The organism is Acidovorax sp. FHTAMBA, from assembly GCF_038958875.1.
Taxonomy (GTDB): Bacteria; Pseudomonadota; Gammaproteobacteria; order Burkholderiales; family Burkholderiaceae_C; genus Acidovorax.
On sequence record NZ_CP152407.1, the window covers coordinates 1257747 to 1269833 of the forward strand.

Annotated in this window: 14 protein-coding genes; 11 read left to right on the plus strand and 3 right to left on the minus strand. The window is 62.6% G+C overall.

Annotated elements, in window-relative coordinates; genetic code table 11:
- Together AAFF19_RS05800 and AAFF19_RS05805 are read right to left on the minus strand one after the other, a co-directional pair.
- Nucleotides 1-1251 carry a glycosyltransferase gene (locus AAFF19_RS05800; RefSeq protein ID WP_246330682.1) on the minus strand — a complete coding sequence of 417 codons (1251 nt, stop codon included), beginning with the start codon at nucleotides 1249-1251 and terminating at the stop codon, nucleotides 1-3.
- A gap of 79 nt (nucleotides 1252-1330) precedes the next feature.
- Nucleotides 1331-2791: a diguanylate cyclase gene (locus AAFF19_RS05805; protein WP_182118227.1), complete on the minus strand. Its 1461-nt coding sequence runs from the start codon at nucleotides 2789-2791 to the stop codon at nucleotides 1331-1333.
- 146 nt (nucleotides 2792-2937) lie between these two features.
- Between AAFF19_RS05805 and galE the strand changes: the two genes are divergently transcribed.
- From galE to tatC, 10 genes are all read left to right on the plus strand, one after another.
- Nucleotides 2938-3948, plus strand: a complete 1011-nt coding sequence (galE, locus tag AAFF19_RS05810) for a UDP-glucose 4-epimerase GalE (protein WP_182118228.1) — start codon at nucleotides 2938-2940, stop codon at nucleotides 3946-3948.
- A 75-nt stretch (nucleotides 3949-4023) separates the two neighbouring features.
- Nucleotides 4024-4824: an imidazole glycerol phosphate synthase subunit HisF gene (gene hisF / locus AAFF19_RS05815; protein WP_182118229.1), complete on the plus strand. Its 801-nt coding sequence runs from the start codon at nucleotides 4024-4026 to the stop codon at nucleotides 4822-4824.
- 117 nt (nucleotides 4825-4941) lie between these two features.
- A complete protein-coding gene (hisI, locus tag AAFF19_RS05820) occupies nucleotides 4942-5340 on the plus strand; it encodes a phosphoribosyl-AMP cyclohydrolase (protein WP_085942562.1) in 399 nt (132 codons plus the stop codon).
- A 20-nt stretch (nucleotides 5341-5360) separates the two neighbouring features.
- A complete protein-coding gene (locus tag AAFF19_RS05825; protein ID WP_034694368.1) occupies nucleotides 5361-5735 on the plus strand; it encodes a phosphoribosyl-ATP diphosphatase in 375 nt (124 codons plus the stop codon).
- On the plus strand, nucleotides 5732-6118 hold the full coding sequence (locus tag AAFF19_RS05830; RefSeq protein ID WP_008905176.1) for a membrane protein: 387 nt from the start codon (nucleotides 5732-5734) through the stop codon (nucleotides 6116-6118). Before AAFF19_RS05825 ends, AAFF19_RS05830 begins: the two co-directional genes overlap by 4 nt.
- Nucleotides 6111-7160: a patatin-like phospholipase family protein gene (locus AAFF19_RS05835; protein WP_008905175.1), complete on the plus strand. Its 1050-nt coding sequence runs from the start codon at nucleotides 6111-6113 to the stop codon at nucleotides 7158-7160. Before AAFF19_RS05830 ends, AAFF19_RS05835 begins: the two co-directional genes overlap by 8 nt.
- 60 nt (nucleotides 7161-7220) lie before the next feature.
- Nucleotides 7221-7577 (plus strand): histidine triad nucleotide-binding protein, encoded by a 357-nt coding sequence (locus AAFF19_RS05840; protein WP_182118230.1) that lies wholly within the window; start codon nucleotides 7221-7223, stop codon nucleotides 7575-7577.
- A gap of 106 nt (nucleotides 7578-7683) precedes the next feature.
- On the plus strand, nucleotides 7684-7920 hold the full coding sequence (tatA, locus tag AAFF19_RS05845) for a Sec-independent protein translocase subunit TatA (protein ID WP_008905173.1): 237 nt from the start codon (nucleotides 7684-7686) through the stop codon (nucleotides 7918-7920).
- A gap of 43 nt (nucleotides 7921-7963) precedes the next feature.
- Nucleotides 7964-8425 carry a Sec-independent protein translocase protein TatB gene (tatB, locus tag AAFF19_RS05850; RefSeq protein WP_008905172.1) on the plus strand — a complete coding sequence of 154 codons (462 nt, stop codon included), beginning with the start codon at nucleotides 7964-7966 and terminating at the stop codon, nucleotides 8423-8425.
- Nucleotides 8426-8487: 62 nt separating this feature from the next.
- Nucleotides 8488-9282, plus strand: coding sequence for a twin-arginine translocase subunit TatC (tatC, locus tag AAFF19_RS05855; RefSeq protein ID WP_008905171.1), 795 nt, complete (start codon nucleotides 8488-8490; stop codon nucleotides 9280-9282).
- A 206-nt stretch (nucleotides 9283-9488) separates the two neighbouring features.
- On the opposite strand, the gene AAFF19_RS05860 is transcribed toward tatC, so the two are convergent.
- Entirely contained in the window at nucleotides 9489-10640 is a 1152-nt protein-coding gene (locus tag AAFF19_RS05860; protein WP_008905170.1) for a trypsin-like peptidase domain-containing protein, read from the minus strand.
- Nucleotides 10641-10908: 268 nt separating this feature from the next.
- On the opposite strand from AAFF19_RS05860, the gene AAFF19_RS05865 reads away from it, so the two are divergent.
- Complete coding sequence (locus tag AAFF19_RS05865; protein WP_342721490.1) at nucleotides 10909-12027, plus strand: TRAP transporter substrate-binding protein; 1119 nt, start codon at nucleotides 10909-10911, stop codon at nucleotides 12025-12027.
- The last annotated feature ends 60 nt before the right edge of the window (nucleotides 12028-12087 follow it).

The window sequence follows — 12087 nt, forward strand, 5'->3', positions numbered from 1 at the left end:
TCAGAATTTGGTTTTTCGAAGAACCCACCAAGGCGCCATGGACGAGTCCAGATGCGACTTCAGGAAAATTTCCTGGAGGATGGAAAAAGAGCAGTGCACACGATTGACAAATGCAAACAGGGGGAACAGGGGCAGGAAGGCAAGGTACACCAGATCGTCCGCGGGCCGCTCTGAGACGGCCACGATGTAGAGCAGGAAGTAAAAAAGGAGGGACGCCAGATACGCGAGATAAATGAAGCCAAGGACGCCCAGCACTGCGCCCACCGGCAGCGTGAACAGCATGACGCCGGTGTAGCCGACGATCATAAAAGGCATCACGAGCTGCATCAGCAAGCCGTTGACGACCACGAACAGGAAATTGCGCCAACCCAGCAGCCTGGGGCGTAGGTTGAACCGGAACTTGCGAATGAAGATGTAGAACATGTCGCCGTCCCAGCGCAGCCGCTGGCGAAAGAAGATGCGCCAGGAGTCGGGTGCATCGGTGTGTCCGACGGCGTGCGGCTCAAACACGATGCGAAGGCCGGGGTGGCGACCGAAGTACTGCTTGATGCGCGTAGTCATGTCCAGGTCTTCGGCTGTGCCCGCGTCCCACCCTCCCAGGTTGCGGATGAACTGCGTGCGAAACACGCCAAACGCGCCGGAGATGTTGTTGACCAGGTTGAACTCCGACAACCCCGTTTTACCGGCCGCGATCGACAGCAGGTATTCCAGCGCCTGCATGCGCGTGGCCAGCGACCGTTTGGCATTGCGCACGCGCAGGTTCCCTGCGACTGCCACCACACCAGGATCATCAAAATGGCGGGTGGCATTGCGCACCATGTCGTTGTCGAACGAAGTGTCTCCGTCCAGCGCCATCACGATCTCACCTGTGGCCACGGACAGGCCGGCGTTGAGCGAAGAGACCCGGCCACCGCGTTGCCATTTGGGCAACACCACCAGCTGGCGACGGGGAGCGGCGCGCAGCAATGTCCGGGCGTTGCGCGCCGCCACCAGCGTGGGGCGGTTTTGTATGGCCCCGTCAACGATGGCGATGATCTCTATGACGCCGGGATACAGCTGGTGCGCCAGGGACTCAATGGTCTTGCGCACGTCCTCGCCCTCCGAGTAGCACGTGATCAGGCACGAAACGCGCGGATACCGCTCGCGCTGCCGATCAGGCCGGTGCTCGCGCAGCCCGTATCGCACCATGCCGGCAGTGACCAGAATGTAGAACGGCGCCTCCAGCAGCACTACGAAGGGAAAGAACTTCAAAGCAAGTTCCAGCCAAGTCTGCGAGCTGGAGCTGGCAAACAGCGTCTGAAACGAGAATACTATCTGCTCCCACATGCGTTCAGTCGCTGCCCTCAAGGCGGTTCATCAGTTGCGCTGCGTTGTCGCCGGGGCGCAGATCGCCGGGCACCTGCAGATATCGTATCCGCGCCTGCAGCGCCGATCCATCTGCAGCGAGATCCTCGGATACCAGAGCTTTCTCAAGCCGCGCCGCCAAACCTTCGGGTGAGGAAAACGGCAGCAGAAGCCACAGACGCTCTTCATGCGTCCGGGTCGTAATGTCAGAGGTTCGCAGCAACTCGTGCAGGCGGCGGGCGAATTCATCCAGCATCAGGAACACCCGTGCGGCTCCATGCTGCTCAATCAGCCCGGTGGCGTTCTGGAACTCCACCAGAATCAGCGCAAACCGCATTTCTTTGTGGCGCACGTGTGTGGCAAGTGTCCAGTCAACCAGTCGGCGAAAGTACGGGGGCTCGACGTAGTTGGCGGTGTCCAGCGCCGCAAAGGACTCCTGGATCTGGCCCGCACGCAAGGCGGCGCGACCATGCGGGGCGAGCCGTAATGTGGCGACCTCTCGCATGTCGAGAGCATCGGGCTCAGCCACCGTTGCGCAGTCAAGGCAGCGTGCAATAACGCTGGTTTCCATGAAAACGTGGTGACAGCTGCCACAGGCGTACTGGGTGAGAGGGCGGTCATAGTCAACGCCGATATGCCGCAAGGCCGTGCTGCACTTGGGGCACACCAGCGCCCCGTCGTTATGGAATACCGCCTCCGGACCCACGTGACCACACGAGAAACAATGCAGCGAAGCCGACTTGCCGATATGTATGCTGGAGCAGTGCGGGCACACGTCCAGGTAGTGCAGGTGCGCGCTGGCGCAGGTGCGGCAATGGCGGGTCCGGTCAATCAACAGCGCAGGTTCCAGGAGCCTGCGGCGCGTGAGCGTTGCGAGGCAGCGGGCCGCATCATCGCCATCGCGCGCCAGGGCCTCTACCATGGGATAGCGGTAAAGCTGCGCACTTAGCCGATCGAGCAACGGTTGGAGTTCAGCGGTGTCGCGCAGGTAGAGAAACAACAACACGCGCTCATCAAAATGCAGTGTTGTGGGATCCCTTTTAAAACTGCGCCGTACGGCCAGCGCCCGCTCGCTCATCGAGCGGGCTTGTGCATAGGTGGCGGCTGCATCGGCCAAGGGCGGCGGCGAGGCGCCGCCGGAAGCTACCACCACCGGGCGATCCCACCACATGCTGCTTCGCACTTTTTCTGCCAGATCGGCTTGATCGGCAGATGTCCAGCCGTCCAGATAGAAGCCCAGCGGGACCAGTCCGGTGCCGAGAATTGCTTCCCAGGACGGCAGCGCGACGCCGTCTGCCTCATCGTGCGCGCGTTCCCCCGAGGGGCGCAGGATCACCATGCGTTCGGCGTGCGCAAAGAAGGCCGTGGGAGTAGCTCCGAGAGGCTCAAGCGTCGACGTATCTGCAGTCATGTGAATGGTTTTGTTGGAGGGTTGGGGCATCTCCATGGAAGCCGCCGATATCCTGGAGAATGCGTTTGCGCATTTTCGGTGGACTGCGTATTGTGTGGGCGCCCGGCAGCGGACCCGGCGCTTGCTGGCTTGAGACGCGCCAGCGCCTTGATTTGGGTATTTTTTTGGGAGTGGGCAGTCGAATGATTCTTGTAACCGGTGGCGCAGGTTTTATAGGTTCGCACACCTGCGTGGCGCTGGCCCAGGCGGGTGTGCCCTACCTCATTTTGGACAACTTCGCGAACAGCCGCCGCTCAGTGATAGAGCGCATTGGGCGTATCACCGGGGCCGCGCCGCTGTGTGTAGAGGCGGATGTGCGCGACGAGCGGGCGCTGGCGCGTGTTTTTGCTGAACACCCTGTGGATGGCGTCATCCACTTTGCGGCGCTCAAGGCGGTGGGCGAATCCGTGCGGGAACCGTTGCGCTATTACGACAACAATGTCTCCGGCACGTTGACCCTGCTGCGGGCGATGCAGGCTGCAGGCGTGCAAACCCTCGTTTTTTCTTCCTCCGCGACGGTGTACGGCGATCCTGCATCAGTGCCCATCCGCGAAGACTTTCCGTTGTCTGCGACCAATCCCTATGGATGGAGCAAGCTCATGATGGAACAGATGCTGGCCGACCTCGATGCCGCGCAGCCTGGGCGGTGGCGGATTGCACGGCTGCGCTACTTCAACCCGGTGGGAGCGCACGAAAGCGGGGTCATCGGCGAGGATCCACAGGGAGAGCCGGGCAACCTGATGCCGTACGTCGCGCAGGTAGCAGCAGGGGAGCGCGCCTGCCTGAACGTGTATGGCAACGACTATGGCACCCCCGATGGGACCGGCGTGCGGGACTACATCCACGTGTGCGACCTCGCGGAAGGCCATGTTGCCGCTTTGCGCTATCTGCGCGGACATGCCGGATTGCTCACGGTCAACCTGGGTACCGGCAAGCCTGTGTCGGTCCTGGAGATGGTGCACAGTTTTGAACGGGCCAGCGGTCGGCCGGTGCCTTACCAGGTGACGGGGCGGCGGCCGGGTGACGTCGCGCAGTGCTGGGCCGACCCGACGCTTGCCCGGCAGTTGCTGGGGTGGAGCGCCCGCCATGGCGTGGATCGGATGTGTGCCGATGTATGGCGTTGGCAGAACGGAGTAGCCCGCACACTCGATTGAACCCGGTGCAGGGCGGCACCTGGCCGTGCATGGTATCTTGTCGCCCCATCCCGATTCGCCTGTAGAGCCTCATTCATGCTTGCAAAACGCATCATCCCCTGCCTTGACGTCACCGGAGGCCGCGTGGTCAAGGGCGTCAATTTTGTTGAACTGCGCGACGCGGGCGACCCGGTGGAGATCGCCGCGCGCTACAACGCCCAGGGCGCCGATGAACTCACGTTTCTGGACATCACCGCCACCAGCGATGGGCGCGATCTGATCCTGCACATCATCGAGGCCGTGGCCAGCCAGGTGTTCATTCCGCTTACCGTGGGCGGCGGCGTGCGCACCGTCGACGACGTGCGCCGCCTGCTCAATGCCGGTGCAGACAAGACCAGCTTCAACTCGGCCGCCATTGCCAACCCCGATGTGATCAATGCCGCGTCGGCAAAGTACGGCGCGCAATGCATCGTGGTGGCCATCGACGCCAAGCGCCGCTCGGCCGAAGACGCCCTGCGCCTCGGTGTCAACGGCCAGCCCGTGGGCGCAGGCTGGGACGTGTACAGCCACGGCGGCCGCAAGAACACGGGCCTGGACGCGGTTGCCTGGGCCACCGAGATGGCGCAGCGCGGCGCAGGGGAAATCCTGCTGACCAGCATGGACCGCGACGGCACCAAGGCGGGCTTTGACCTGGAGCTGACCCGCGCCGTGAGCGACGCCGTGAGCGTGCCCGTGATCGCCTCCGGCGGCGTGGGCCACCTCGACCACCTGGCCGACGGCATCCAGATCGGCGGCGCTGACGCGGTGCTGGCTGCCAGCATCTTTCACTATGGCGAATACACGGTGGGCCAGGCCAAGCAGCGCATGGCCGAACGCGGTATTCCCGTACGGATGTAGCGCCTCCAAAACACTATTTATTTGATAGCTGTCGGCGCTTTCCTGTAAAGCGCTGGAGCCGTGTTTGGTTTGAAATCTGGTTTCGCTTGACAGGACCTGTCACCCAAATCACGGACAATCCCGCCCATGAACTGGCTCAACGAAGTGAAATGGGACGCGCAGGGCCTGGTGCCCGTGATTGCGCAGGAGCAGGGTACGGGCGACGTGCTGATGTTTGCCTGGATGAACCGCGAGGCCCTTGCGAAGACGGCTGAGCTGGGCCGTGCCGTGTACTTCAGCCGATCGCGCAAGAAGCTGTGGTTCAAGGGCGAAGAGTCCGGCCACGTGCAAACGGTGCACGAAATCCGCCTCGATTGCGACAACGATGTGGTGCTGCTCAAGGTCACCCAACAGGGCCACGAGCCCGGCATTGCCTGCCACACGGGCCGCCACAGTTGCTTTTTCAGCGTTCTCAAGGACGGGGCCTGGCACGCGGTCGATCCGGTCTTGAAAGACCCGGAATCCATCTACAAGTAATGGCAATGGACGACAAGACCATGAGTTCCAACGATTCCCTGGCGCGCCTGGCCGCCGTCATCGAAAGCCGCAAGCCTGCCAATGGCGGCGATCCGGACAAGAGCTATGTCACCCGCCTTCTGCACAAGGGGCCGGACGCCTTCCTGAAAAAGATTGGCGAAGAAGCCACGGAAGTGGTGATGGCCGCCAAGGACGTGGACCACGGTGCCGACAGGTCCAAGCTGGTGTACGAAGTGGCCGACCTGTGGTTCCATTCCCTGGTGGCGCTCGCCCACTATGGCCTCACGCCTGCCGATGTACTGACCGAGCTGGAGCGCCGCGAGGGCACCAGCGGGATCGAGGAAAAAGCCTTGCGCAAGGCCGTTGCGCGTTCCACCGAGGAAGGGTCCGCATGAACGACATCATCGATGTGCAGAGCAAGGAGCAAAAGGCCCAGGGTCTCAAGAACATTGGCTGGATCAGCTATGTGCTGCACCTCATCGTGGCGGTGGGCGCCGTGCTGCCGGGCGCGCAGGCCAGCGCACTGCTGCTGGTCATTGCCCTGGTGATCGATCTGGTCAAACGCAGCGATGCCGAGGGCACCTGGCAGGCCAATCATTTTTCATGGCGTATCCGGTCCGTCATCTGGGCGGGCGTCCTGTACCTGGTAACGTTCCCGTTCTTCCTGCTGGGGTTGTTCCTCTTCAACCCTGCATGGATTCTGATTTCGATCTGGTTCCTGTACCGCATCGTGCGTGGCATGCTGGCCATGAGCAAGAACCAGGCGGTGGATGCCTGAGCCTGCTGCGCCATCGTTGCGGCGGCTGAACCTGGCCTTGCAGGGCGGCGGTTCCCACGGGGCGCTGACCTGGGGTGTGCTCGACGCCTTGCTGGAGGACGGCCAGTGGCAGTTTGACGGAGTGAGCGGAACCAGCGCTGGCGCCATGAACGCCGTGGCCCTGGCCCACGGCTTTGCCGCAGCGGCGCAGCAGAACAAAGACCCGCACGACGCGCATCTCGCGGGCTGCGCCATCGCCCGGGAAACGCTGACACGTCTTTGGGAAGGCGTGGGCACGCTGGGCAGTCTGATGTGGGGTTCGCCGCTGTCGGCTGCGAACCCGATGATGGGCATGATGCGCCAGTGGCTTTCGCCCTATCAGACGAACCCGCTCAACATCAACCCCTTGCGCCGCCTGCTGGAACGCGAGGTGGATTTCGACTTGCTGTGCGCCGCACACCGCGCAAGCGCCGCAGGCGGCGGGCCCAAGGTGTTTGTGTGTGCCACCAATGTGCGCACCGGGCGGGGGGAGATCTTCTCGGGGCCGCGGCTCAGTGCGGACGCGGTGATGGCCTCGGCCTGCCTGCCGCTGCTGTTCAAGGCAGTAGAGATCGACGGCCAGCACTACTGGGACGGCGGGTACTCGGGCAACCCGGCCTTGCACCCGCTGATCTACCAGACCGAGACCTCGGACATTCTGCTCGTGCAGATCAACCCCATCGAACATCTGGATCTCCCCCATTCGGGCCCCGAAATCATGGAGCGCATGAACGAGGTCACCTTCAACGCCAGCCTGCTGGCCGAACTGCGTGCCATCGAGTTCGTGCGCCGCCTGCTGGCCGAGGGCAAGCTTGACGCACGCCGCTACAAGAGCGTGCGCATGCACCGCATCGACGGCGGCGCCGTGCTGGCCCCTTTTGGCGCAGACAGCAAGACCCGCGCGGACATGGCGTTTGTGCGCAAGCTGTTTGAGCTGGGCCGCACGGCGGGGCAGAGCTGGCTGCAGGCGCACCGCCAGGACGTGGGCGTGCGGCCCACCATCAAGATCGCTGACAATGCGTGAGCCTTGGGTGGCCTCGCTGCCGCAACCGGCTTGTCGCCTTTCGTTTCTTCTCTCCTCACCATGCACGATCCGAACTGCCTCTTCTGCAAAATCATCGCGGGCCAGATTCCTTCGAAGAAGGTCTATGAAGATGAAGAAATTTTCGCCTTCCACGACATCCATCCCTGGGCGCCGGTGCACTTTTTGATGGTGCCCAAGCTGCATATCCCTTCGATGGCACAGGTCACCGCAGAACATGCGGGCGTTCTGGGGCGCATGATGGCGCTGGCACCCCGGCTGGCCGTGGAACAAGGCTGCAACCCGTATCCGGCAGGTGGCTTTCGCATCGTGGTAAACACGGGGCTTGAAGGGGGGCAGGAGATCCATCATCTGCATGTGCATGTGATGGGTGGCCCGCGCCCTTGGCTCAAAGGCTGAACCAGGCTGACGGGTGGTGCAGGGAGATTCCCGCGGTTCTGAGGTGGCGGTGAACTCCTGTCACGCCCCCCGTCTAAAATGATTGCAATTCGTTAGGAGATATTCCATGGGCTCTTTTTCCATCTGGCACTGGCTGATCGTGCTGCTGATCGTCGTCATGGTGTTCGGCACCAAGAAGCTCAAGAACATGGGCTCCGATCTCGGAGGCGCCGTCAAGGGCTTCAAGGACGGCATGAAGGACGGATCCGCCGATACGCCTGCCACGCCCCCTGCCGGCCAGGTTGCCAACAGCCAGGCCGCTGACAAGACCACCATCGATGTCGAAGCCAAGCAAAAGAGCTGAGCGGGCCGCTGTGGCTTGCCTGTGCACGGTGTGCGCCTGACCGATGATTGATATTGGCCTCTCCAAGATGGCGCTGATCGGCGCGGTGGCTCTTATTGTCATCGGGCCGGAAAAGCTCCCGCGCGTGGCGCGCACTGTGGGCACACTCCTGGGCAAGGCCCAGCGCTATGTGGCCGACGTCAAGTCCGAGGTCAACCGGTCCATGGAGCTCGACGAGCTCAAGAAAATGAAGGACACGGTCGAGAACGCGGCGCGCGACGTGCAAAGCTCCATCCAGACCAGCGCCAGCGAGTTTGAAAAAGACTGGGCCGAGGCCACTGATGGCGCCAGTGCCGCCCTGCAAGAGCCGACCGGCGTTGTGCCGGCCTACAAACACCCAGGCAAGAACTGGCGCCTCAAGCGCGGTGCGGTGCCGCAGTGGTACAAGGCGCGAAGCGGTGTGCGCACCAAGGCCCAGTCCGGTGCGGCCCGTGTGGCACGCTTTCGTCCCCGTAAATTCCACTGATGCGGCAGCCACCAGCGCTGCGCGTGCTGCCTGGGCGGCCCTGACGCCCACGAAGACCCAACATGTCCGAAACCCCTTCCAAAGAAGACGAGCTGGCCGGTAGCGAGCAGCCGTTCGTGCAGCACCTGATGGAGCTGCGCGACCGGATGGTCAAGGCCATCATTGCCATTGCCATTGCGGCGGCGATCCTGTTCTTCTTCCCCGGCCCTGGCGCGCTGTACGATTTTCTGGCGGCGCCGCTGGTGGCGCACCTGCCCAAAGGGGCGACCTTGATTGCCACGTCGGTGATCTCTCCGTTCATGGTGCCGCTCAAGATCCTGCTGATGTCGGCCTTCCTGCTGGCATTGCCTTTTGTGCTTTGGCAGGTGTGGGCCTTCGTGGCACCCGGTCTGTATTCGCATGAGAAAAAGCTGGTGCTGCCGCTGGTGATCTCCAGCACGTTGCTGTTTTTTGTGGGTGTGGCCTTCTGTTATTTTCTGGTGTTTGGCCAGGTGTTTGCCTTCATCCAGAGCTTTGCGCCCAAAAGCATCACCGCGGCGCCAGACATCGAGGCGTATCTGAGCTTCGTGCTGTCCATGTTCTTGGCCTTTGGTCTGGCGTTTGAGGTGCCGATCGCGGTGGTGGTTCTGGCGCGCATGGGCGTGGTCAGCGTGGAAAAGCTGCGCGAGTTTCGCGGTTACTTCATTGTTCTGGCATTCGTGATCGCCGCCATCGTCACGCCGCCGGACGTTGTCTCCCAGCTCTCGCTTGCGATTCCCATGTGCCTGCTGTATGAGGTGGGCATCTGGGCCGCGCAGATTTTCATCAAGCACACCAAAGCGCCCGAAGACCAGGAAGAGTCCGCATCGGCCTCCTGATCGGAATTTTCAAGCCAAAATGGCCTGCAGCGCTTGTGTGATAAGCGCTGATAGCTGCATTAATAATAGCTAGCGGGCGCTGTGCGCCAAGAGCCAAGAGCAGGGTGGCGTGTGTCCCGCCATTGGAACCGCCGCCGCTAATCCCCGGAAAAAAGACGTGACGCGCCCCCGCGGCGCTTGCGAATCCGCAGGGGCTGCAGGGCGCGTTACCGCCGGATGTTGCGTTGGGGCCGGGGGCGCACCCCGGGGCTGATCTGAAGCTCCACCATCCTGTCGCCACGCTGCAGGTTGAAGGGGGCGGCAATCCCTGGCTTGAGGCCCGCCACGGCGGTCAGCAGTTCAGACACGTTGCCGACGTCCTTGCCCTGCACGCGCACGATCACATCGCCCGGGCGCATGCCCGCCAGCGCGGCGGGGCCGTCCTGCAGCACGCCGGTGATGATGACCCCTTGCGTGGCCTTCACTCCAAAGGTTTCGGCCAGCTCGGGTGAGAGTTCGTTGGGCTCCACGCCGATCCACCCGCGCGTGACCTGGCCGTCCTTCACGATGCCGTCCAGCACCATCCGGGCCGTGGAGACAGGGATTGCAAAGCCAATCCCCATGCTCCCGCCGGAGCGGGAATAGATGGCGGTGTTGATGCCCATGAGATTGCCATTCACATCCACCAGCGCGCCGCCCGAATTGCCGGGGTTGATGGCGGCGTCCGTCTGGATGAAGTTCTCAAAGGTGTTGATGCCCAGTTGCGTGCGGCCCAGCGCGCTCACAATACCGCTCGTCACGGTCTGGCCTACGCCGAACGGATTGCCGATGGCCAGCACCTGATCGCCGACGGCCAGGGCATCGGAATTGCCCAGCACGATGACTGGCAGCTTGTCCAGGTCAATCTTGAGGATGGCCAGGTCCGTATCGGGGTCGGTGCCGATCACGGTGGCACGGGCGCGGCGGCTGTCGGTCAGCGTGACTTCAATTTCATCAGCGCCTTCCACCACGTGGTTGTTGGTGAGGATGTAGCCATCGGGGCTCACGATGACGCCGCTGCCCAGGCCCGCCTGGGCCTGCTGACCCTGGTCGCCAAAGAAGAACTGGAACCACGGGTCATTGCTGCGCGGGTGGCGCACCGCTTTGCTCGTGTTGATGCTGACCACGGCGGGAGAGGCCTGGCGGGCCGCGGCGCTGAAGCTGCCGGCAACCGGCTGCTGGCCGGGGCTGGCCGGAGGGGCCTCCAGCAGCGCGATGCCGGCGCCAGAGCGCGTGGCTGCCCCCCGCCCCAGCCAGCTGGGCTGCAGGGTTGCAACGACAAAGTAGGCTGCGACGAACACCGTCACGGCCTGCGAAAAGAGTAGCCAAATGCGCTTCATGGATGTGATGGACTCTGGAATGGGGCGTGGCACGCGCAGGTGCCAGGGGCGGTCTGGCAACGATTGTCGCTGAACGGCCTGCGGTACGTGGGCTTTGTGGGGGGCTTCTGCGTCAGGGTTTTGTCAGATCTGGCTTCTTGAAATTTTTTACACCGTCGCCGCCGGTTTCGTCATACGCCGGATGGTGTAAACCCTGTAGGGCCGCAGCGGGCGATGCCGACAATGAAATCGCAACAACAGATTGCGTATCAACCTTCCGGAGACATTCATGACGCATAGCAACACCCCGCGCCGTCGCAACCTGCTCAAGGGAGCCGCTGTCGCAGCGGGCGCCCTGAGCGCCCCCATGGTCGCCACGGCACAGACCACGACCAGCCTGCGCTTTCAGAGCACCTGGCCTGCGAAAGACATTTTTCACGAGTACGCACAAGACTTCGCGAAAAAGGTCAACGACATGGCCAGCGGCCGCCTGAAGATCGAGGTGTTGCCCGCAGGCGCAGTGGTGCCCGCGTTCCAGCTCCTCGAAGCAGTGGGCAAGGGCACGCTCGATGGCGGGCACGGCGTGGTGGCGTACCACTATGGCAAGAACTCGGCCCTGGCGCTGTGGGGCTCAGGCCCTGCGTTCGGCATGGATCCCAACATGGTGCTGGCCTGGCACAACTACGGCGGCGGCAAGGCACTACTGGAAGAAATCTACGCAAGCCTGAATCTGGATGTGGTGTCGTACCTGTACGGGCCCATGCCCTCGCAGCCACTGGGATGGTTCAAGAAGCCGATCGCCAAGGTCGAGGACATGAAGGGTGTGAAGTTCCGCACCGTGGGTCTGGCCGTGGACATGTTCACCGACATGGGTGCGGCCGTGAATCCGCTGCCCGGTGGCGAAATTGTGCCGGCACTCGACCGTGGCCTGATTGATGGCGCCGAGTTCAACAATGCCTCGTCCGACCGCGTGCTGGGCTTCCCTGACGTGGTCAAAAACTGCATGCTGCAGAGCTTCCACCAAAGCGGTGAGCAGTTTGAAATCCTGTTCAACAAGACCAAGCTCAATGCGCTGCCCGCCGAGCTCAAGGCCATCGTGGACTATGCCGTGCAGGCCGCCAGTGCCGACATGAGCTGGAAGGCGATCGAGCGCAATTCCAAGGACTATGAAGAGCTCAAGAAGCAGGGTGTCAAGTTCTACAAAACCCCGGATGCCATCTTGCGTGCCCAGCTGGGTGCGTGGGACAAGATCATCGCCAAGAAGGGTGGCGAAAACCCGCTGTTCAAGAAGATCCTGGATTCGCAAAAGGCATTCGCACAGCGTGCGGGCCAGTGGCAGAACGATTACATGGTGGACTTCAAGATGGCCTACAACCACTATTTCGGCAGGGGTGCCAAGAAGGGTTGAGCCACGTCAGTGAAACAGGGCGCCTGCAGGCAACGGCCTCAAGGCGCCTTTTTTTGTGTC